The organism is Streptomyces sp. 7R007 (assembly GCF_054850255.1).
The window spans coordinates 20,090-39,420 of the sequence record NZ_JBTWMV010000056.1; the positions used below are offsets into that span (position 1 = coordinate 20,090).

Consider the following 19,331-nt stretch of genomic DNA (forward strand, 5'->3'; position numbering starts at 1 on the left):
CGGCTTCCAGCGACGGAAGCCTACGCACAGCGGGCCGCCCGGCGGTGGGCGCCGTCGGCGACCCGGGTCCGCTACGCCGAGCCCGTCGTGACCCGTACTATCAGTCAGTCGCCTGCCTTAAAGCTGGCGGCTTCCCATCCGGTTGCTCCCGTTGTCACCTTGTTCTCACCGTTTCCCGGAGGCCCCTCCCATGTCCGATGCCCTGAGCAGATCCGCCGACGCCCGGGATGCGGCCCCGCCCCGCTCGGGCGTCGTGGTGGCCGTGCTGGCCTTCGCCGGCATCGTCGTCGCGCTCATGCAGACCCTGGTCATCCCGATCGTGCCGGAGCTTCCCAAGCTCCTCGACGCGCCCGCGTCGGACACCGCCTGGGCCGTGACGGCGACGCTGCTGGCCAGCGCCGTGGCCACGCCGGTGGTGGGCCGGCTCGGCGACATGTTCGGCAAACGGCGCATGCTGCTGCTGAGCGTGGTCCTGCTCGTGGCCGGCTCCGTCCTGTGCGCGCTCGGCGAGTCGCTCCTGCCGATGGTCGTCGGCCGGGCCGTGCAGGGGCTGTCGGCGGCGGTGATCCCGCTGGGCATCAGCATCATGCGTGACGAGCTGCCCCCGGAGCGGCTCGCCGGCGCGACCGCGCTGATGAGCGCCTCGCTCGGCGTCGGCGGCGCGCTCGGACTGCCGACCGCCGCGCTGATCGCCGACCACTTCGACTGGCACGTGCTGTTCTGGAGCTCGGCCGGCATGGGCGCCGTCGCCTTCGCCCTGGTCGTGCTGTTCGTGCCCGAGTCCGCGGTGCGCTCCGGCGGCCGCTTCGACGTGGTGGGCGGCCTCGGTATGGCGACCGGGCTGGTGTGCCTGCTGCTGGCGATCTCCAAGGGCGCCGACTGGGGCTGGACCAGCGGCACCACCCTGGGCCTGTTCGCCGTGGCCGTCGCGGTCCTGCTCGCCTGGGGCTGCTTCGAACTGCGCACCGCCGAGCCGCTGGTCGACCTGCGCGCCACCGCCCGCCGCCAGGTGCTGGTCACCAACCTCGCCTCGATCGCGATCGGCTTCTCGATGTTCGCGATGTCCCTGGTGCTGCCCCAGCTGCTGCAGCTGCCGGTGCGGACCGGTTACGGCCTGGGCCGCTCCCTGCTGACCGCCGGACTCGTCATGGCGCCGTCCGGTCTGGTGATGATGGCCTTCGCTCCGGTCTCCGCCGCCGTGTCCAAGGCCAAGGGCCCCAAGGTGACGCTGATGATCGGCGCGCTGATCGTGGCCGCCGGCTACGGGATCGACATCGTGCTGATGTCCGAGGTCTGGCACCTCGTCCTGGTCTCCTGCGTCATCGGCGCCGGCATCGGTTTCACGTACGGCGCCATGCCCGCGCTGATCATGGGCGCGGTGGACCCCTCGGAGACGGCCGCCGCCAACAGCCTCAACACCCTGATGCGGTCCATCGGCACCTCGGTGGCCAGCGCGATCGCGGGTGTCGTGCTGTCGCACATGACCATCAGTCTCGGCGGCTACGCCCTGCCGTCGGAGAACGGTTTCAAGACCGTCATGGCCATCGGCGCCGGCGCCGCCCTGCTGGCCTTCGCGGTGGCGTCCTTCATCCCGCGCCGCGGCCCGGTCACCGCGGCCGCGGCGGCACCGGCCGCCGCCGAGGCGTCGACCGAGACCGCCACGGCGAACTGAGCCCCGCCCCTGAGGGCCGTCGTCCGGCGGCCCTCAGGCCGGCTTCCCGCGCGCACACGGCAGCTTCGGCTTCATGCCAGCCGCGAGCGAGACGCCCCAGTCCCGCGCAGGCCCGGACCGTCCGCGGCCCGCCGCCGGTGAACGAACCCACGTGCGCACCCACGGGCACCACGCCCCGCCCAAGCTCCGCGCCCAGGGGCGCGTCAACTCGGCGTCACCGCCTGCCAGTCGGTCCTCGTCCAGCCCGCCGCCCGGCGCGCCGTGCGGCCACTGCGCCGTTGGGGGGAAACCGGTGGGTGCCGCGCGTGGCGCCGGGCGGGGGCGTCGACACCTTCTGCCGTGACGCTCCCGCTGATCCCGCCCATGCTCGCCACCCCGGGCAGCCTGCCGCCCGCCGCACAGGACGCCCGCTGGGCCTACGAGACCAAGCAGGACGGCCAGCGTGTGGTGGCCTACCTCGAAGGCGACGGCAGTGTGCTGCTGCGCGCCCGCTCCGGCGAGGACATCACCGCCGCGTACCCCGAACTGCGGCCGCTGGGCGGGGCACTGGGCACCCGGTCCGCCGTACTGGACGGGGAGGTGCTGGCGCTGGACGAACACGGCCGCGCCGACTTCCAGCTGCTGCAGCAGCGCATGGGGCTGGCGCACGCCCCGGCCCGCGCCGCGCGTCGGGCGGCCCAGGCTCCCGTGCACCTCGTCGTGTTCGACGTGCTGCACCTGGCCGGCCGCCCCCTGCTCGCACTGCCCTACGCCCGCCGGCGCGCGCGACTGGAGGAGCTGGGCCTCGACGGCCCGTACTGGTCCACGCCCGCCGCGCTCGTCGGCCACGGCGAACAGGCGCTGCGCGCCACCCGCGAGCACGGTCTGGAGGGCCTGGTGTGCAAGCGCCTCGACTCGGTGTACGAGCCCGGTGTGCGCTCCCGGGCCTGGATCAAGATCCGCAACATGCGCAGCGAGGACGTCGTCGTGGGCGGCTGGCTGCCCGGCAAGGGCCGGCTGACCGGCCTGCCCGGCGCCGTCCTGGTCGGGCAGCGCGCCGCGGGCCGCCTGCGCTACGTCGGCAGCGTCGGCACCGGCTGGAGCGAGGCGGAGCGGTCCGATCTGGCCGAACTGCTGCGGGCCACCGCCTCCGACGTGTGCCCGTTCGCCCCGGTGCCGCGCATCGCCGGGGCGCGCTGGGTGCTGCCCCGCCTGGTCGGCGAGGTCCGCTACAGCGTCCGGACCCGCGCCGGAATGCTGCGCCAGCCGTCCTGGCTGCGCCTGCGCCCCGACCTGGCGCCGGAGGACGCGGCGGCCGACATCCCGGACGACCTCGTCTGACCCGCCCGGCGGCACCCGTCCCCGCTCCCCCGCGACCTCACAGGGGGTGCGCTCGTTCTCCCGGTTTTCCGGAGTCATCATGGCGTGGAGCGAGGAGGACCGGCGGTGGCGGACGACACACGGTGGAGACGGCTGTCGCGGCGGGCCGTGCTCGCCGCCGCGCTGGGCACGGCGGCCACCGCCAGTGCGTCGGCTGCCGGATACGGGAAGACACCCGGCATGCCCACCCTCGTCTTCGCGGACCCGGCCGTCGGACGACGTCTCGGCACACCGTACGCCGCCGCGCTCAGGGACCTGTTCACCTCCCACGTCGTCCCGGCGGACGCGGAGGTGTACGACCGCGCGCACCTGCTGGACCGCCCGCCGGGCACCCTCGTACGGGCCGGTGGCGGCTATCCCGCGCCCCAGCGGTGGACGCGGGACGCGGCCGTCAACGCGTGGAACGCCGTCAGCCTGCTGGCCCCGGACATCGGCCGCAACACGCTCTGGTCGGTCGTGGACCGCGGTCCGCGGGGCCTGGTCGTGCAGCAGGACGACCAGTGGTGGGACCAGGTCGTGTGGATCCCGGCCGCCTGGCACCACTACCGCGTCACCGGCGACCGGCGCTTCCTGGCCGACGCCCACGAGACGGCCGTCAACACCCTCGCCGCGCGCCGGACACGCGACTTCGACACCGCCTACGGCCTCTACCGGGGGCCGGGCTTCATGAACGACGGCATCTCCGGCTACCCGAGCCCGCCCGCCTCCTCCGACGTGCGCTCCTCCTTCGTCCTGGACCATCCCGGCACCGAGCGGCTGATGTGCCTGTCCACCAACTGCCTCTACTACGGCGCCCAGTCGGCCCTCGCGGGCATGGCCGACGCCCTCGGCCGGCCCGGCGAGGCGGCCGCCCTGCGCACCACGGCGGAGGAGCTGCGCCGGGCCGTCGACCGGCACCTGTGGCGCGAGGACGCCGGGACCTACGGCTACCTCCTGCACGGCGACGGACGGCTCGACACCTCCCAGGAGGGCGCCGGACTCGCCCTCGCGCTCCTGCTCGGCGTGGCGGACGCGGGCAGGGCGGACCGCGTCCTGGATGCCGCCCACTGGCAGCCGCACGGCATCGTCGACGTCTGGCCGCACTTCCCGCGCTTCGACAACCGCAGGCCCGGGCGGCACAACGTCATGCTCTGGCCGATGGTGCACGGCCTGTACGGCAACGCCGCGGCGGCCGCGGGCCGCACCGACCAGTTCGCGCGCTGCGTCGAACAGCTCGCCGACCTGGTCGCGGGCAGCGGCAACGGCTTCCACGAGCTGTACGACTCCGTCAGCGGCGCCGTCGACGGCGGCTGGCAGCAGGGCGCCGGCGGGCGGCCCCGGCACTTCGTCTCGCAGCCCGACCAGACCTGGTCGGCGACGGCGTACCTGCGCCTGGTGCACGACGGCCTGTTCGGCCTCGACTGCACCGAGACCGCCCTGCGCCTGCGCCCCCGGCTGCCCCCGCACTGGGGTGCGGTGAGCCTGCGCGGGCTGCGCTACCGGGGCATGACACTCGACGTCGAACTGACCGGCGCCGGCAGCCGGGTCCGCTCGTGCACGCTCGACGGACGCGCCGCGGAGCCCGTCGTGGGCGCCGACACGACCGGCCGGCACACGCTCCGCATCGACCTGGAGATCTAGGACCCAAGGCGCGCCCGGACTGCTTCCCGCGCCCGATCCGGCGAGGCCGCGGCGCTGCCTAGCGTCTCAGTCATGGATACGAGCGGACGACTCGAAGAAGCCCTGGAGCGACTCCACACGACGGGACCCGAGCGGCTGGGCAGGCTCACCAACCACGCCCCGATGGTCGTCGAGGCACTCGTGGCGCGCGGCCGGGCGGACGCCGTGCACCGCTGGCTGGACCTGTACCGCGCCAAACTGGAGGACTTCCCGGACCGCGTGGCCCCGGTGACGGACGCCGACTGGCCCTCGGCACTGGGCGATCCGCGCCGGGTGGCGGACTGGATCGCCTACTTCTCCCGCGTCCTGGCCGAACGGCCGTGGCGGGAGGTCCTGGCCGAGTGGTGGCCCCGCCTGCTGCCCGGCATGTACGGCGGCTCCACCCACCCCGTGATCCGCACCGGCCACGCCGTGCGCACCCTGGAAGGCGGCGAGAACGCACCCCGCCTGGCCGAACTCGCCCACGCCCTGGGCTACTGGGCGGCCCGGCACCGGCCCGTGTCCGGGCTCACCACGCTGCCCGCGGCGCCGACGGCCGCGGCCGCCCTGGACGCCGTGCCCGCGCTGCCGAACCCCCAGGGCGGCTTCCCGGCCCGCCTGGCCGCCGTGCGCCGGCTGCCCCGCTGGGCGGACGAGGTGAGCGACCCCGTCGCCGCCCGGGACCGGCTCGCCGAACTCGTCCGGGCGGCGACCCACCGCTACGCCACCCACGGCCACGGCGAGGAGACGATGCTCGTGCACGCCGCGACGGCACCCAACGCCGTGCTGCGGGCCCTGGGTTCACTGCCGCGCGAGCTGTGGGCGCCGAGCCTGCACGCGGCCTGGACGGCGTCCGCGGCGGTCACCGCGATGTACGCCCCCGCCGAGCCGGTCGCCTATACACCCCCGGCGCGGCTCACCGCCCAGGAGATCCTGGACCGGGCCCTGGCGCACGGCGACGAACACGTCCTGAAGTTCACCGACACCGCACTCGACGTCGGCGACGAACAGGCCCTCGCCGCGGCCCAGCGCGCGATCGAACTCAGCGCGCCGCTGGTCTAGCGGCACCGCCGGCGTCTTCCCTCGGGTCCGCCCGCTGCTCCGCACGGTCGTCGAAGCGGACGTGAGCAGCCGGTGTGACGGTGATCGAGCGCCCGGCGTACTGGATGACCGAGAAGGTCGTGTTGTGGTGGGCGATGACCTGAGCGGCCGAGGGCGCAGCACCGGGCGGGCGTTCCGGCGTGGTGTGCCCGTCCGAGACGAGCACCAGGTCGTAGCCCCGGGAGAGCGCGCCGCGGCCGGTGGAGTCGACGCAGTACTCGGTGGCGAAGCCGGTGACGATCACACGGCACACGTCCCGCGCGTCCAGCAGGTCACCGAGCCCGGTGTCGAGGAAGGAGTCCGCGCTGTCCTTGTCCAGCACGGCATCGCCCGGCCGGGGTGCCACCGCCGGATGGACGTCGGTCAGGTCGGCGGGCCCGTCAGGGAGCCGCTGCCGCAGGTAGACGACGGGCACGCCGGCGCAGCGAGCCCGTTCGGCCAGGTCGGCGACCGTGTGCAGGCAGGCCGCGACGTCATGGGCGTCGCTCAGCAAGGCGGTCTGCATGTCGATGACGAGCAGTGCTGTGTCCGGCATCGCCCGAGCCTATCCGGCGCCTCCGGCGAGGTGGGCTCCGAGGGACGTGCGCGCGTACAGCACGAAGTAGCCCTGGCGCCGCCCCTCGATCAGGCCCGCCTCGCGCAGGACCGTCAGATGGGCGGAGACGGTGGAGGGGGCCAGTGCGTGGCGGCGGGCCAGCTCGGTGGTGGAGGCCGGGACGGTGAGGCCGGCCAGGATCGCGGCCCGCCGGCGGCCCAGGAGACGGGCGAGCGCCTCGGGCGGCCGGGGTGGTGGGGCGGTGTGGAGGCGGCCCATGCCGAGAGCGGGGTAGATGACCGTGGGCTGCCAGGGGCGGGCGAAGCCGCTGACGACGTCGGGCCACACGAAGACGCTGGGCATCAGCAGCACGCCGCGGCCGTCGGCGCGCTGGGCCTCGGGCAGGTCGCCGTACATGCGCAGGGTGAGGGTGTGGCCGGCCCAGTCGATGCCGGGGTGCAGCCCCGTCAGCAGGGCGTCCAGGCCGCCGTCGGCCGCCTGCCGGGAGCGGTGGGCGATGTCGGCCTCCAGGACGGCCCGGTGGCGTGGCCAGTCGGGGGCGAGCAGGGCGTGCCAGGCCAGTTCGGTGAGGTCGGCGAGACGGCGCACGGTGCCGGCGGGGTCGTCGAGCGCGGCGCGGCCCGCCGGCGACTCGGCCAGGCCGGGTGTGCAGGCCAGCGAGCGGGCCAGCTCGGTGCGGGCCAGGGCGGGGTCGGTGGCGCGCAGCCGGGCCAGCTCGTCCTCGATGGCGGGGCAGGGGTCGTCGGGGGGTGCGCCGAGGAAGTCGGGGGTGTAGCCGCCGGTGCGGGGGACGAACAGCCACAGGGGGGACAGGTCGAGGCCGGCGAGGGCGCTGCGCATGCGGTGCAGCCACGGGCGGTGGTAGCCGTGCCGGGCCGGCCGGCGCAGCATGCGCAGCGCCTCGTGGGTCTGGCACAGCGGCGAGACGGCGAACCGGCAGCGCGTCAGGTCGGCGGTGCCCAGGTGGAGCGTGAGCGGCAAGACGGCCTCCGTGCGCCCATCCGTTTCGGTCCGGACCGAAACAGTAGAGGCCCCGCCACCGCCACGGCCACGCTGACCCCGGCCGTTCCCGACACCTCGGAGGACCTCTGGATGGGCAGCGTACGTCCGGCCGCCCGGCACCGGGCCGCGATCGTCGCGGCGCTGATGCTGGCGGCGTTCACCTTCAACACCGCCGAGAACCTCCCCACGGGCCTGCTCGCCCTCATGGCCACCGACCTGCGGGTGCCCCTCGCCGCCGTCGGTGTGCTGGTCACGGGGTACGGGCTGACGGTGGCCGCGGTGTCGCTGCCGGTCGCCCATCTCACCCGTTCCGTGCCGCGCCGCCACCTGCTCGCCGGAGTGCTGGGGCTGCTGGCGGCGGCCAGCTGGGTCTCGGCCCTGCCCGCCGTCCCCTATGGCCTGCTGCTGGCGGCGCGGCTGGCGACCGCGCTCGCCCAGGCGCTGTTCTGGGCGGTGATGGGACCGGTCGCGGTGGGGCTGTTCCCGCCCGAACGGCGGGGCCGGGTCGTCGGGCTGCTGTCGGTGGGCGGTTCGCTGGCCACCGTGCTCGGGGTGCCGGCCGGGACGTGGCTGGGCGGACACGACGGCTGGCGGACGCCGTTCGCCGTCCTCGGGGCGCTCGCGCTCGTCTCGCTGGTCGTGCTCGCCGCCCTGCTGCCGACGTCGCGTCCGCAGGAGAGCCACGCGGCCTACGGCGCCGCCCCGGACCGCCGCCGGTTCCTGGTCGTGCTCGCCACCACCGCCCTGTCGGTGACCGGGGCGTTCGCGGGATTCACGTATGTCGTCGTGTTCCTGGACGAGGTCAGCGGCTTCGGCGCGGACGCGGTGAGCGCGGTGCTGTTCGCCTTCGGCGCGGCGGGACTGGCCGGGGTGACGGTGACCGGCCCGCTGCTGGACCGCTTTCCGCGCGCGACGCTGACCGTGCCGGTGGCCGCCCAGGCGGCGGCCCTGCTCGGGCTGTACACGGGCGGCGGCGACCAGGTGGCGGCCGTCGCGCTGCTGATGCTGCTCGGCGCGTCGGTCGGGCCCGTCTTCATGGCGTCGCAGAACCAGGTGCTCCGGGTGGCGCCGGGCCGCACGGAGACCGCCCTCGCGGCCAACTCGGCCGCGTTCAACGTGGGGGTGGCCGCCGGGGCGCTGCTCGGCGCGGGGCTGCTGCCGGTGGCCGGGGTGCGGAGCACGTTCCTGGCCGGCGGTCTGCTCACCCTGGGGGCGCTGGCGGTGCTGACCTGGCGGGTGCCCGTGACCGGGGCGTGCGTAGCGGTCAACGACCGTGGGTAGGAGGTCTGTTCGGTCCTGAATACGGCGGTAGCGCGCGAGTGCATCCGCGCGAAGGTCTATCGTGTCCGCATGTCCGTCCCTGAACTCATCCGTATCGTCTCCCGCGACTCGCCCATGGCGCTCGCTCAGGTGGAGCGTGTCCGCGCCGAGTTGGCCGTCCTGCACCCCGGTGTGCGCACCGAGGTCGTACCGGTGAGGACGACCGGTGACAAGTGGATGGGCGATCTGTCCAAGGTGGAGGGCAAGGGGGCGTTCACCAAGGAGGTGGACGCCGCGCTGCTGGCGGGCGAGGCCGATCTGGCGGTGCACTGCGTCAAGGACGTGCCCGCCGACCGACCGCTGCCGGCCGGCACGACGTTCGCGGCGTTCCTCAAGCGCGACGACATCCGCGACGCCCTGGTCCACCCCGGCGGCCTCACCCTGGACGAGCTGCCCGACGGCACCCGCATCGGCACCTCCTCGGTGCGCCGCGTCGCCCAGCTCGCCGCCACCCACCCGCACCTGGAGTGCGTGCCGTTCCGTGGCAACGCCAACCGGCGGCTGGAGAAGCTGGCGGCGGGCGAGGCGGACGCCCTGCTGCTCGCGGTGTCCGGGCTGGAGCGCATCGACCGCCAGGACGTGATCACCGAGATCCTCTCCCCGGAGACGATGATGCCGCCGATCGGCGCGGGCATCCTCGCCCTGCAGTGCCGGGAGGACGACACCGACCTGATCGACGCGGTCAGCGGGCTCGGCGATCCGGACACCCATCGGGAAGCCACCGCGGAGCGGATGTTCCTGCACGTCCTGCAGGGGCACTGCAACAGCCCCATCGCCGGGTACGCGCGCGTCGATCACGCCGGCGAACTGTCGCTGCGGGCCTGCGTGTTCACCCCGGACGGCAAGACCCGGCTGAACGCCCACGAGTGGGCCGGCCGGCTCGACCCCGCGACCCTGGGCACCTCGGTGGCAGTGGCGCTGCTGCGTCAGGGCGCCCGCGAGATCATCGACGGCATCCCGCACTGAGACGCGCGCGGGATCAGGCGGTGCCCTCTTCCGCCTGGTCCCGTAGGTAGTTGCTGACCTGGCGGGCCAGGCACTCGCGGCCCGCGCCGGACTGCGCGCCCACGGACTCCTCGTGCAGGCCGATGCCTCCCGCCCACAGCCGGCGCTCGGTCCACTCCTCGTCGACCCGCAGCTGCACCTGGACGTCGATCTGGCCGAGCGCGGCCTCCGGGCCGGCCGCGTACAGCACCGCGGTGACCCTACGCAGCGGGTAGACGTCGAAGCCCTCGACGAACTGGGAGTTGCGCCAGTCGATGAACGCGGCCTCGCCGTCGGGCCCGACGCGCACGTCGATCTGGCCGTCCTCCAGGTGGATGCCGAAGTGCCGGCTGCCGCGGTTCTCGACGGTGACGCGGAGACTGAAGTACGTCAGCCCGGCGGCCGCGTCGTCGCGTCCCCGCGGTGGCGCGGCGGCTTCGAGACGGTGGACGCGCAGACGCAGACCGGCATGCTCGTCGTACTCCTGCCAGTCCCCGACCACGTTCGGCTCGTACACAGTCCACCTCTCGACCTCGCAGAGCTGCTTCCTATCTGTGTGCTCTGCGCACTGTCAAATGAGCAGAATGCGCTGTGGCCAGCGAATTCACCCTCTTTGATCGCTGATCAAGCCGTGCGCAGGAAAAACCCGTGCGGCGCACGGTGCGTGCGCGGGCGGACGCGTGCCGCACATCACGTTCCGGGTGGCCGGATTTCACCGGGCCAGCCGGCCCAGGAGCGAGGAGGCGGCGGTGATGCCGAGCGCCGCGGCCACCGCCAGCACACCGAAGTCCAGGGCGATGTGGGCGTGCGTGCCGAGCAGCAGACCGCGCAGGGCGTCGACCTGGTAGCTCAGGGGGTTGACCTTGCTGACGGCCTGGAGCCAGCCCGGCATCACCGAGACCGGGTACAGGGCGTTGGAGCCGAAGAAGAGGGGCATGGTGATGGCCTGGCCGAAGCCCATCAGCCGGTCGCGGCTGAGCACGATCCCGGCGATGGTCATCGACAGGCAGGAGAAGAAGGCCGATCCGAGGATCACGACGGCGGCGACGCCGAGCAGCTTCAGCGGGTTCCAGGTGAGCGCCACGCCGAGCAGCGCGGCGATGATGACCACGACGATGGCCTGGATCAGCGACTTCACCCCGGCCGCGAAGGCCTTGCCGGTGATCAGCGCGGAGCGCGGGGTGGGGGTGACCAGCAGTTTGTTGAGGATGCCGGCGTCCCGCTCCCAGATGATCTGGATGCCGTAGAAGATGGCGATGAACATCGCGGACTGGGCGATGATCCCCGGTGCCAGATAGTCGATGTAGGGGATGCCTGCGGTGGGGATCGCCTTGATCCGGGTGAAGGTCTGACCGAAGATCATCAGCCACAGGGCGGGCTGGACCGCGCGGGTGTACAGCTCGGTGCGGTCGTGGCGGATCTTCTGCAGTTCCACCGCGCACATCGCCAGGACGCGGGCGGGCAGCAGGCGCCAGCCGGCGCGCGGCTGGGGCGGCCTGAGCAGCAGGTGGATGCCGTCAGCCGACGCGGTGTGCGGTACGGCGGGTGCTTCGGACATCGCGGAAACCTCCTGACTGGTCGTCGAGGCCGCTGCCGGCGACATCGCGGAAGACGTCCTCCAGAGTGGGCAGGGTGTCCAGGCCCCGGCGCTCGGCGAGGCCCTGGCGGAGCTCGGCCGGGGTGCCCAGGGCACGGATGCGGCCGCGGTGCATGAGGCCGACGCGGTCGCAGTACTGGTCGGCCTCGTCCATGTAGTGGGTGGTGACCAGGACGGTCATGCCGGTGGCGGCGCGCACGGCGTTGATGTGGTCCCACACGCCGGTGCGGGCGATCGGGTCGAGGCCGATGGTCGGCTCGTCCAGGATGAGCAGCCGGGGGGCGCTGACCAGGGCCTGGGCGAGTTCGAGCCGGCGCACCATGCCGCCGGAGTAGGTGCCGGCCAGCCGGTCGGCGGCGTCGGTGAGGTCGACGGCGGCCAGCGCCTGCCCGACACGCTCGGCGCGCTCGCGGCGGGGTACGTCGAAGACGCGGGCGAACAGGGAGACGTTCTCGCGTCCGGTCAGGCTCGCGTCGGCGGACAGCTGCTGGGGGACGTAACCCAGCAGGCGCCGTACCGCCATCCGCTCCGCGGCCGCGTCGTGGCCGAAGACGCGGACCATGCAGGCCGGGACCGGCAGCAGGGTGGTGATGCAGCGGATCGCGGTGGTCTTTCCGGCGCCGTTGGGGCCGAGCAGTCCGAAGACCTCGCCCTCGGCCACCGTCAGGTCGAGTCCGTCCACCGCGTTGGTCTCCGCGAAGGCGTAGGCGAGGCCCGTGCAGGTGACGGCCTCCGTCCGCTCGCCGGCGGGGTCCCGTGTCATGTCTCCTCGGCCTCCTCGGGCAGGGTGTCGGCCAGCTTGTGCAGGGCGGGGATCGCCGCGCGCAGGGCTTCGCGGTCCGCCTCGTCGAGGCGGGCGAGCCCGTCGCGGACGAGTTCGGCGCGCCGTTTGCGCCACTCGCCGATCCGGGCCTCGGCCGCGGGGGTCGGCAGCAGTCGGGCGGCCCGCCGGTCGGCGGGGTCGGTTTCGCGGACCAGGAAGCCCTGCCGGGAGAGCTGGTTGACCAGCGTCGACACCGAGTTGCCGGCCAGGTGCAGTTCCCGGGCGGCGTCCGAGATGCCGATGCCGGGGCGGGCGAGCACGAGGCGCAGCAGCTCCACCTCGGCGCCGCGCAGCTGGGGGTCGATCTGGCGGCGCAGGCGGCGCCGGATCAGCCGCTGGACGCCGATGAGGGCGTCCATCAGCTCGTCGGGGAAGGTCTTCGGTTCCACACGGGGAGATTACCTCTGTAGCAGAGGTAACGAACCCCAAGGATTGGTCAAGGAGAGGCCGCCCTCGCCGCGTATTTCCCGGACGGAATTCTTTGATTTCGCGGCGCGCACCGCGTGTTGGGAATTCGGGCGACGATTCATCACCGCCCGGTCGCGAAGTGTCACCGTATTCGGAAAGTGTTTTGAGACTGTTTTGGAGTCCCGTTCGCCGGGAATGCGCATTTCAGTGCTTCGGACAGGAGGCACGTCCATGGGAGCCGGTCAGGCCCGGATGTCCTCCGTCCCGGGTCCGCGTCCGCGTCTCCCGTGGAGTCTGTCCAATCAGCACCGGCTGAGGGAGGTGCGCGCGATGCGCGGCACCACCAGTACAAGGGCCCATCCGCACGACGACGCGCCCGACACCGCCGAGGCCTTCGAACGGCTCGCGGGGATGCCCGAGGGCCCGCAGCGCAAGACCCTGCGGGACGAACTCGTCCAGACCTGGCTGCCCATGGCCGAGCGGATCGCCGTCCGCTTCCGGGGCCGCGGCGAGAGCCTGGAGGACCTCTACCAGGTGGCGGCGCTCGGCCTGGTCAAGGCCGTCGACCACTACGACCCCTCCCGCGGCCACGCCTTCGAGGCGTACGCGGTGCCCACCATCACGGGCGAGATCAAGCGGCACTTCCGCGACCACATGTGGACGCTGCACGTACCGCGCCGGGTCCAGGACCTGCGCAACCGGGTACGGCACGCGGCGAAGGAGCTGTCGCAGACCACCTCGGGCCGCGCCCCGACCGTCTCGGAGATCGCCGCGCACACGCGGCTGAGCGAGGACGAGGTGCGCGTCGGGATGGAGGCCCTGGACTGCTTCTCCGCGCTGTCCCTGGACGCCGAGATGCCCGGCACCGACGGCTACGCGCTCGGCGACGCGCTCGGCGGCTGCGATCCGGCGTACGACGTCGTCGTCGACCGGGTGGCCGTGGCACCCTGTCTCCAGGCGCTGCCCGAGCGCGAGCGGACCATTCTCTACCTGCGCTTCTTCCGGGGGATGACACAGAGCCGCATCGCGGATCAGCTCGGCATCTCGCAGATGCACGTCTCCCGTCTGCTCAGCGGCTGCTTCGCCCAGCTGCGCGAGGAACTGCTCGCGCAGACCGGCTGACCGGCTGGCCGGCGCCGGCGGGGGCGTCCTCAGTCCTGGGGCCGTACGCCGGGGATCTGCGTGGGGCCGTGCCGGTCGATGGCCTCTTCCAGTTCGGCGCGTATCTCCGGCGGCATCACGCCGTCGCGGCCCCAGACGAGGATGAGGTCGGCGACGTGGCGCAGCTTGATGTTGGTGTGCTGGGAGACGTCCTTGAGCACCTCCCACGCCTGGTCCGGGGAGACCCGGCCCAGCGCCACCACCATGCCGATGGCCTGGTCCACGACGGCGTGCGAGGCGACCGCCTCCTTCAGCTGCGCGATCTCCTCCTGCAACGCGAAGACGCGGTCCGCCTCGTCACCGGGCTCGTACCGTTCTGCTGTCACGCCTCCATCCTGGTCACTCGCCGCTGCCCCTGCCACCGGACGGGGGACGGCTCGCACACCGTTTCGGCCGCGCCCGCGGGGTACTCGGCAGGCGCTCGGAGCGGTTCCGGTTGGACACTGGTGGCAGACCGGTGGCCGCCGGTCGACGAGACCAGGACGCGACTGCCATGAATCACGACTCCGCACGTCCCAGTGCCCCCAAGACCGTCGTCTCCACCCACTCCGTGTTCGGGGCCCCCTGCTGGGTGAGTCTGACCAGCCGCGACCTGGAGGCCACCGAGGACTTCTACTCCGCCGTGCTGGGCTGGCAGTGGCGCTCGGCCCGGCTCGGCGACCGGTTCCGGATGGCCCTGGTGGACGGCACGCCGGTGGCCGGGATCGCCGCGGTGGCCTCGATGTGGCAGATGGCGGTGGCGTGGACGCCGTACTTCGCCGTGCCCAGCGCCGACGACGCCGTCAGCCGGGTGCAGGAGCGCGGCGGCACGGCGGCGGTCGGCCCCCTCTCCTTCCCGCCCGGCCGGGCGGCGCTGCTGGCCGACCGCGACGGAGCCACCTTCGGCATCTGGGAGGGCGAGCTCCCCTCCGACTGGGAGACCTGGCGCCGCGCCTCCCCGGCCTTCATCCGGCTGCACACCCGGGACGCCTTCGACGCGGCGATCTTCTACGGCGAGGTCCTGGACTGGGCGTCGGAGCGCCCGGGCTGCTGCGAGGTCCGCTACGAGGGCGGCGAGGTCGTGCTGCGCAGTCAGGGCGACGTGGTGGCGCGGATCCAGTCGGGCGCCCTGGGCGCGGCCCCCGACCCGACGATCCGGCCGCACTGGCAGATCCACTTCGCCGTCGAGGACGTCACGGCCTGTGTGCGGGCCGCCGAGCGGCACGGCGGCAGCGTGCTGTCGAAGGCGAGCGACGAGGCGGTGCTGCGGGACTCGGACGGGGCGCAGTTCACCGTCACCTCGCACCGCGAGCGCTGAGCGCTCCCGGGTCCGGGCTCCCGCCGCGGCTCGCCCCCAGGCCGGGCATCAGCTCCGCCAGCCGTTCGAGCTGCTCGCGCTGGGAGCGCAGGTCCAGGGCGGCGAGGCGGGCGACGAGATGCCGGGCGCCGGCGGCGACGTACCGCCCCAGCCGGTGCGTCACCTGTGCGGCGGAACCGTTGACCACCGCCTGGATGCGCTCCAGTTCCTCCAGCGGCATGCCGTAGGCGGCCCGGGCGTAGGCGTCCAGGGCCCGGCGGCCGCTCTCGGCGTCGTCGTCGACGCGCACCGTGACGAACAGGGCGGGGGTGATGTCCGCTTCCGCGCGCCCGGCACCGGCCGCCGCCGCACGCACCGCGCGCAGGCCGGTTGCGTAGTCGGCGGGTTCGGGCGGGTAGGGCAGCCATCCGTCGTAGAGACGGCCCGTCCGGGCCAGCGCCGCGGGGGTCGCGCCGCCGAGCCAGATCGGCGGGCCGCCGGTGCGGTACGGCCTGGTCGCGGGCGGCAGGCCGGTGAAGCGCAGGATGTCGCCGTGGAAGGAGTCGGCGCCGCTCCACAGGGCCCGCCACAGGGCGACCGTGTCGTCCAGGCGGGTGAAGCGGTTGGCCCACGGCACCTCGGACAGGGCGTAGAAGGGCCGGCCGAAGCGGCCGGGGAAGCCGGCGCCGACGGTCACGGTGAGCCGGCCGCCGGTCAGCAGGTCGATCGACGCCAGTGACTGCGCGGTCTGCACGGGGCGGCGCAGGAAGGGCAGCAGCGCGGCCGTGCCGAGCGTCACGGTCTCGGTGGCCGGGGCGAGCGCGGCCAGCATCGTCAGCGCCTCGATGCGCGGGCTGATCAGGGAGTCGTTGACGAACAGCGAGGAGAAGCCGGAGCGTTCGGCGTGGCGGGCGAGGGCGACCAGCTCGCGCGGGTCGTCGTGCGGGCCCCACTGGGCGGTTCCGGTCGGGAGCAGTACACCGATGTCCATGCCGGTGATGGTCACCAGCCGCGCGGGGCGCGGCAATTCCCGGCGGGGAATGGCCGCGCGCCCGCGAAGCCGTCAGGTGCCGCCGCGTGAGGGCCGGGAGAGCAGGACGAGGCTGCGGGGCGCCACGGTCATCTCGGTGCCCGCCTTGTGCTCCGCCTCGTCCGGGGCGCCCTGCACCTCGGCGGTGTCGAGGAGGGTGGTCCAGCGCTCGCCGTAGGTGACGTCGGGCAGGCGGAAGTCGACCGGCTCCCAGTAGCTGTTGAACAGCAGCAGGAAGGAGTCGTCCACCACGGGCCGCCCGCAGCAGTCCGGTTCGACGATGGCGTCGCCGTTGAGGAAGACCCCGACCGAGTGCGCGTCGGCGCGCTCCCAGTCGTCCTCCGTCATCTCCCGCGCGTCCGGCGCGAGCCACACCAGGTCGGGCAGCGGCTGGTCGGCGTGCGTGGCCGTCTCGCCGCGGAAGAACCGGCGCCGGCGCAGCACGGGGTGCGCGGCCCGCAGGCCGATGACGTACCGCACGAAGTCGGCGAGGTCGCGCTGTTCCTCGGTCAGCCGCCAGTCGATCCAGGAGACGTCGTTGTCCTGGCAGTAGGCGTTGTTGTTGCCGCGCTGGGTGCGGCCGAGCTCGTCGCCGTGGCACAGCATCGGGATGCCCTGCGACAGCAGCAGCGTGGCCAGGAAGTTGCGCTGCTGGCGGGCGCGCAGCTCCAGCACGGCGGGGTTGTCGCTCTCGCCCTCCGCGCCGCAGTTCCAGGACCGGTTGGTGCTCTCGCCGTCCCCGTTGTCCTCGCCGTTGGCCTCGTTGTGCTTGTCGTTGTACGAGACGAGGTCGCGCAGGGTGAACCCGTCGTGGGCGGTGACGAAGTTGACGCTGGCGCGCGGGCGGCGCCGGTTGTGCTGGTACAGGTCGGAGGAGCCGGTCAGCCGGGAGGCGAACTCGCCCAGCGTGTGCGGCTCCGCGCGCCAGAAGTCCCGTACGGCGTCCCGGTACTTTCCGTTCCACTCCGACCACAGCGGCGGGAAGTTGCCGACCTGGTAGCCGCCCTCGCCGACGTCCCAGGGCTCGGCGATCAGCTTCACGCGGCTGATCACCGGGTCCTGCTGGATGAGGTCGAAGAACGCCGAGAGCCGGTCCACCTCGTGGAACTGCCGGGCCAGGGTGGCCGCGAGGTCGAAGCGGAAGCCGTCGACGTGCATCTCGGTGACCCAGTACCGCAGCGAGTCCATGATCAGCTGCAGGACGTACGGGTGCCGCATCAGCAGGCTGTTGCCGGTGCCGGTGGTGTCGTAGTAGTGCGCCCAGTCGCCGTCCACCAGCCGGTAGTAGGAGGCGTTGTCGATGCCGCGGAAGGAGAGCGTGGGCCCGTTCTCGTTGCCCTCGGCGGTGTGGTTGTAGACGACGTCGAGGATGACTTCGAGGCCGGCCGCGTGCAGCGCCTTGACCATCGACTTGAACTCGTTGACCTGCTGGCCGCGGGTGCCGTGGGCGGCGTAGCCGTTGTGCGGCGCGAAGAAGCCGATGGTGTTGTAGCCCCAGTAGTTGGCCAGGCCGCGGTCCTGGAGCACGCCGTCGTGGACGAACTGGTGCACCGGCATCAGCTCCACCGCCGTGACGCCGAGCGAGACCAGGTGCTCGACCACGGCCGGGTGCGCGAGACCGGCGTAGGTGCCGCGCAGCGCGTCCGGGACGTCCGGATGGGTGCGGGTCAGACCGCGGACGTGGGCCTCGTAGATGACGGTTTCCGCGTACGGCCGCCGCGGCGGGCGGTCGTCGCCCCAGTCGAAGTACGGGTCGGTCACCACACCCAGCATCGAGTGCCCGGCGCTGTCGGCCGGGGAGGGGCCGCCGGGCGTGCGCTCGTACAGGGAGGCGTGGTTGTCGATCTGCCCGTCCACCGCTTGGGCGTACGGGTCGAGGAGAAGTTTCCGCGGATTGCACCGGTGGCCGAGTTCCGGCTGCCAGGGCCCGTGCACCCGGTAGCCGTAGCGCTGTCCGGGGGTCACCCCGGGCAGGTAGCAGTGCCAGACGAATCCGTCCGCCTCGGTCACCGGGACGCGGCGCTCGGCGCCGTCGTCGTCCACGAGGACGAGCTCGACGTGCTCGGCGACCTCACTGAAGAGGGCGAAGTTGGTGCCCTGGCCGTCGTAGGCGGCACCCAACGGGTAGGGGTGCCCGCTCCACGCGGGCACCCCTGCCTTCCGGCGTCGTCGAGCCGTCACCGGGCGTCCTCCAGGACACGGCCGGCCAGGGCGGCGACGGGGACCTCGCGGGGCACCTGGAGCACCTCGCGCAGGCTGGGCGCCGGTGCCGTGGGCACCAGCGGGACGCGTTCGCCGGCGCGGGCGCGCTGCGAGAACCAGATGACCTTGCTGCCGGTGTCCGTGGCGCAGCAGCCCCATCCGTCGCTCGTCGCCGCGATCCGCTCCAGGCAGGCGCGCAGGTCCTGGTCCGGGCGGAGTTCGGTGTCGTTCTCCCCGACGGCGGTGATCAGGTGCTGACCGTTCCACCACATCTCGACCGAGGTGTTCTTGTCCGTGGCGTGCTCGTCGATGGCCGTCAGCAGCAGCTCCACGCTGTGGCGGACGGGCTCCACGAGGGTCTCGAGGTCCCAGTAGCGGAGGTGTGCGGCCAGGATGCGGCTGACCTGTCCCACCCGTTCCGGGCTGACTTCCACGTCGAGGTGGTAGTAGCAGGGCACTGCGGTCTTCATCGTCGTTGGCTCCTCACCGGCGAGGCTCCGCCTCTCCCCGTCCCCGCGGGACGGACCCCGAACGCGAAGCGTGAGCATTGATCGCTTCTGAGTCACCACCAGCCTGGGGGTGCTACGCCATTCGTGCAACACGAGCACACCACCGAGGTGGTTGAAGATCCAACAAGACGCTGAGTCGTCCTGCGTGCACCATGTGTGAAGACCTCTCTGCCTGTCATGCCCTTTGAGTGCGGAAAGTGAGCGGCGCCATGCTGCTACCGGCCAAGGCCGAAGTCGCCCGCCAGCTGCGGCGGTACCGGGCCTGGGAACGCGTGATGCTCGCGTCCCCCGGGGACCTCGCGGTGCGGGCCACCTTCGAGGACTCGGGCTACACCCTCTGCGTGCTGATGGGAAAACGCTGCGCGCGCGAGGCCGCGGACGCAGCCGAGCGGTATCTGCGCTGCAGCCTCGTCACCTACCTCCAGGAAGAGGAGACCGGGACGCGGCGGGAGGGGGCGGGCCGGCACGGGCCGCCCGCCGTGGCGCACGGTTCACCCGTCGGGAGCTAGTGCTTCCGGCGCAGTTTCGTATCCCCCGGCCGGGCCATCGGGCCCGGCCTCGTGCACGGCGGAGGTGACACCCATGAGTTCGATCCCGGCCATCGGCCGTATTCCGGTGCGAGACGTCCATCCGGTCGTCGAGTGCGGCAGGCGCCCGGCGAAGGCGGTCGAGGGCGAAACGTTCGAGGTCACC

20 protein-coding genes are annotated in these 19,331 nt (G+C 73.2%); 10 read left to right on the forward strand and 10 right to left on the reverse strand.

The window, feature by feature from the left end:
- The first annotated feature begins 190 nt into the window (after positions 1-190).
- The 4 genes from ACYF6T_RS38560 (at position 191) to ACYF6T_RS38575 (ending at position 5,731) form a co-directional block, all read left to right on the forward strand.
- Positions 191-1,672, forward strand: coding sequence for an MFS transporter (locus ACYF6T_RS38560; RefSeq protein WP_461702543.1), 1,482 nt, complete (start codon positions 191-193; stop codon positions 1,670-1,672).
- Between the two features lie 339 nt (positions 1,673-2,011).
- The gene (ligD, locus tag ACYF6T_RS38565; protein ID WP_461702544.1) at positions 2,012-2,992 is read left to right on the forward strand and encodes a non-homologous end-joining DNA ligase; all 981 of its coding nucleotides are present in this window, start codon (positions 2,012-2,014) and stop codon (positions 2,990-2,992) included.
- A 105-nt stretch (positions 2,993-3,097) separates the two neighbouring features.
- Positions 3,098-4,651, forward strand: a complete 1,554-nt coding sequence (locus ACYF6T_RS38570) for an MGH1-like glycoside hydrolase domain-containing protein (protein WP_461702545.1) — start codon at positions 3,098-3,100, stop codon at positions 4,649-4,651.
- Between the two features lie 72 nt (positions 4,652-4,723).
- The gene (locus ACYF6T_RS38575; RefSeq protein ID WP_461702546.1) at positions 4,724-5,731 is read left to right on the forward strand and encodes a questin oxidase family protein; all 1,008 of its coding nucleotides are present in this window, start codon (positions 4,724-4,726) and stop codon (positions 5,729-5,731) included.
- On the opposite strand, the gene ACYF6T_RS38580 is transcribed toward ACYF6T_RS38575, so the two are convergent.
- Positions 5,712-6,305 carry an isochorismatase family protein gene (locus ACYF6T_RS38580; RefSeq protein ID WP_461702547.1) on the reverse strand — a complete coding sequence of 198 codons (594 nt, stop codon included), beginning with the start codon at positions 6,303-6,305 and terminating at the stop codon, positions 5,712-5,714. The two genes, ACYF6T_RS38575 and ACYF6T_RS38580, sit on opposite strands and share 20 nt — an antisense overlap.
- A gap of 9 nt (positions 6,306-6,314) precedes the next feature.
- Positions 6,315-7,307, reverse strand: coding sequence for an ArsR/SmtB family transcription factor (locus ACYF6T_RS38585; RefSeq protein ID WP_461702548.1), 993 nt, complete (start codon positions 7,305-7,307; stop codon positions 6,315-6,317).
- A 111-nt stretch (positions 7,308-7,418) separates the two neighbouring features.
- Between ACYF6T_RS38585 and ACYF6T_RS38590 the strand changes: the two genes are divergently transcribed.
- Together ACYF6T_RS38590 and hemC are read left to right on the forward strand one after the other, a co-directional pair.
- Positions 7,419-8,609 carry an MFS transporter gene (locus ACYF6T_RS38590; RefSeq protein ID WP_461702549.1) on the forward strand — a complete coding sequence of 397 codons (1,191 nt, stop codon included), beginning with the start codon at positions 7,419-7,421 and terminating at the stop codon, positions 8,607-8,609.
- A 69-nt stretch (positions 8,610-8,678) separates the two neighbouring features.
- On the forward strand, positions 8,679-9,614 hold the full coding sequence (gene hemC, locus ACYF6T_RS38595; protein WP_461702550.1) for a hydroxymethylbilane synthase: 936 nt from the start codon (positions 8,679-8,681) through the stop codon (positions 9,612-9,614).
- A gap of 13 nt (positions 9,615-9,627) precedes the next feature.
- On the opposite strand, the gene ACYF6T_RS38600 is transcribed toward hemC, so the two are convergent.
- The 4 genes from ACYF6T_RS38600 to ACYF6T_RS38615 all read right to left on the reverse strand — a co-directional run bounded on the left by ACYF6T_RS38600 (position 9,628) and on the right by ACYF6T_RS38615 (position 12,441).
- Complete coding sequence (locus ACYF6T_RS38600) at positions 9,628-10,149, reverse strand: hypothetical protein (protein WP_461702551.1); 522 nt, start codon at positions 10,147-10,149, stop codon at positions 9,628-9,630.
- 195 nt (positions 10,150-10,344) lie between these two features.
- Complete coding sequence (locus ACYF6T_RS38605; protein WP_461702552.1) at positions 10,345-11,190, reverse strand: ABC transporter permease; 846 nt, start codon at positions 11,188-11,190, stop codon at positions 10,345-10,347.
- Positions 11,150-11,992, reverse strand: coding sequence for an ABC transporter ATP-binding protein (locus ACYF6T_RS38610; RefSeq protein WP_461702553.1), 843 nt, complete (start codon positions 11,990-11,992; stop codon positions 11,150-11,152). The genes ACYF6T_RS38605 and ACYF6T_RS38610 overlap by 41 nt, the downstream gene beginning before the upstream one ends.
- Positions 11,989-12,441 carry a MarR family winged helix-turn-helix transcriptional regulator gene (locus ACYF6T_RS38615; RefSeq protein WP_461702554.1) on the reverse strand — a complete coding sequence of 151 codons (453 nt, stop codon included), beginning with the start codon at positions 12,439-12,441 and terminating at the stop codon, positions 11,989-11,991. Before ACYF6T_RS38615 ends, ACYF6T_RS38610 begins: the two co-directional genes overlap by 4 nt.
- A 349-nt stretch (positions 12,442-12,790) precedes the next feature.
- Between ACYF6T_RS38615 and ACYF6T_RS38620 the strand changes: the two genes are divergently transcribed.
- Positions 12,791-13,582 (forward strand): SigB/SigF/SigG family RNA polymerase sigma factor, encoded by a 792-nt coding sequence (locus ACYF6T_RS38620; RefSeq protein WP_461702555.1) that lies wholly within the window; start codon positions 12,791-12,793, stop codon positions 13,580-13,582.
- 29 nt (positions 13,583-13,611) lie between these two features.
- Here the strand turns inward: ACYF6T_RS38620 and ACYF6T_RS38625 are convergent, their stop codons facing one another.
- Positions 13,612-13,947, reverse strand: a complete 336-nt coding sequence (locus tag ACYF6T_RS38625; protein WP_461702557.1) for an ANTAR domain-containing protein — start codon at positions 13,945-13,947, stop codon at positions 13,612-13,614.
- Positions 13,948-14,114: 167 nt separating this feature from the next.
- Between ACYF6T_RS38625 and ACYF6T_RS38630 the strand changes: the two genes are divergently transcribed.
- Positions 14,115-14,918, forward strand: a complete 804-nt coding sequence (locus ACYF6T_RS38630) for a VOC family protein (protein ID WP_461702558.1) — start codon at positions 14,115-14,117, stop codon at positions 14,916-14,918.
- Here the strand turns inward: ACYF6T_RS38630 and ACYF6T_RS38635 are convergent.
- From ACYF6T_RS38635 to ACYF6T_RS38645, 3 genes are all read right to left on the reverse strand, one after another.
- On the reverse strand, positions 14,896-15,888 hold the full coding sequence (locus tag ACYF6T_RS38635) for an LLM class flavin-dependent oxidoreductase (RefSeq protein WP_461702559.1): 993 nt from the start codon (positions 15,886-15,888) through the stop codon (positions 14,896-14,898). The two genes, ACYF6T_RS38630 and ACYF6T_RS38635, sit on opposite strands and share 23 nt — an antisense overlap.
- Before the next feature lie 72 nt (positions 15,889-15,960).
- Positions 15,961-18,078 (reverse strand): glycogen debranching protein GlgX, encoded by a 2,118-nt coding sequence (glgX, locus tag ACYF6T_RS38640; RefSeq protein WP_461702563.1) that lies wholly within the window; start codon positions 18,076-18,078, stop codon positions 15,961-15,963.
- A 26-nt stretch (positions 18,079-18,104) separates the two neighbouring features.
- Complete coding sequence (locus tag ACYF6T_RS38645; RefSeq protein ID WP_461702560.1) at positions 18,105-18,599, reverse strand: pep a2; 495 nt, start codon at positions 18,597-18,599, stop codon at positions 18,105-18,107.
- A 248-nt stretch (positions 18,600-18,847) separates the two neighbouring features.
- Here ACYF6T_RS38645 and ACYF6T_RS38650 point away from each other — a divergent pair, with 248 nt between their 5' ends.
- Both ACYF6T_RS38650 and ACYF6T_RS38655 read left to right on the forward strand, forming a co-directional pair.
- The gene (locus ACYF6T_RS38650) at positions 18,848-19,147 is read left to right on the forward strand and encodes a DUF5133 domain-containing protein (protein WP_461702561.1); all 300 of its coding nucleotides are present in this window, start codon (positions 18,848-18,850) and stop codon (positions 19,145-19,147) included.
- A gap of 73 nt (positions 19,148-19,220) precedes the next feature.
- Positions 19,221-19,331, forward strand: a 111-nt coding sequence (locus ACYF6T_RS38655; RefSeq protein ID WP_461702564.1) for a maltotransferase domain-containing protein, incomplete at its 3' end; no start/stop codon positions are given.

Bases quoted from the DNA above. Each gene is read 5' to 3' on its own strand.
- ACYF6T_RS38560 (WP_461702543.1), top strand. From the start codon at position 191: ATGTCCGATGCCCTGAGCAGATCCGCCGACGCCCGGGATGCGGCCCCG.
- ACYF6T_RS38575 (WP_461702546.1), top strand. From the start codon at position 4,724: ATGGATACGAGCGGACGACTCGAAGAAGCCCTGGAGCGACTCCACACG.
- ACYF6T_RS38580 (WP_461702547.1), bottom strand. From the start codon at position 6,305: ATGCCGGACACAGCACTGCTCGTCATCGACATGCAGACCGCCTTGCTG.
- ACYF6T_RS38590 (WP_461702549.1), top strand. From the start codon at position 7,419: ATGGGCAGCGTACGTCCGGCCGCCCGGCACCGGGCCGCGATCGTCGCG.
- hemC (WP_461702550.1), top strand. From the start codon at position 8,679: ATGTCCGTCCCTGAACTCATCCGTATCGTCTCCCGCGACTCGCCCATG.
- ACYF6T_RS38605 (WP_461702552.1), bottom strand. From the start codon at position 11,190: ATGTCCGAAGCACCCGCCGTACCGCACACCGCGTCGGCTGACGGCATC.
- ACYF6T_RS38610 (WP_461702553.1), bottom strand. From the start codon at position 11,992: ATGACACGGGACCCCGCCGGCGAGCGGACGGAGGCCGTCACCTGCACG.
- ACYF6T_RS38620 (WP_461702555.1), top strand. From the start codon at position 12,791: ATGCGCGGCACCACCAGTACAAGGGCCCATCCGCACGACGACGCGCCC.
- ACYF6T_RS38630 (WP_461702558.1), top strand. From the start codon at position 14,115: ATGAATCACGACTCCGCACGTCCCAGTGCCCCCAAGACCGTCGTCTCC.
- ACYF6T_RS38635 (WP_461702559.1), bottom strand. From the start codon at position 15,888: ATGGACATCGGTGTACTGCTCCCGACCGGAACCGCCCAGTGGGGCCCG.
- ACYF6T_RS38645 (WP_461702560.1), bottom strand. From the start codon at position 18,599: ATGAAGACCGCAGTGCCCTGCTACTACCACCTCGACGTGGAAGTCAGC.
- ACYF6T_RS38650 (WP_461702561.1), top strand. From the start codon at position 18,848: ATGCTGCTACCGGCCAAGGCCGAAGTCGCCCGCCAGCTGCGGCGGTAC.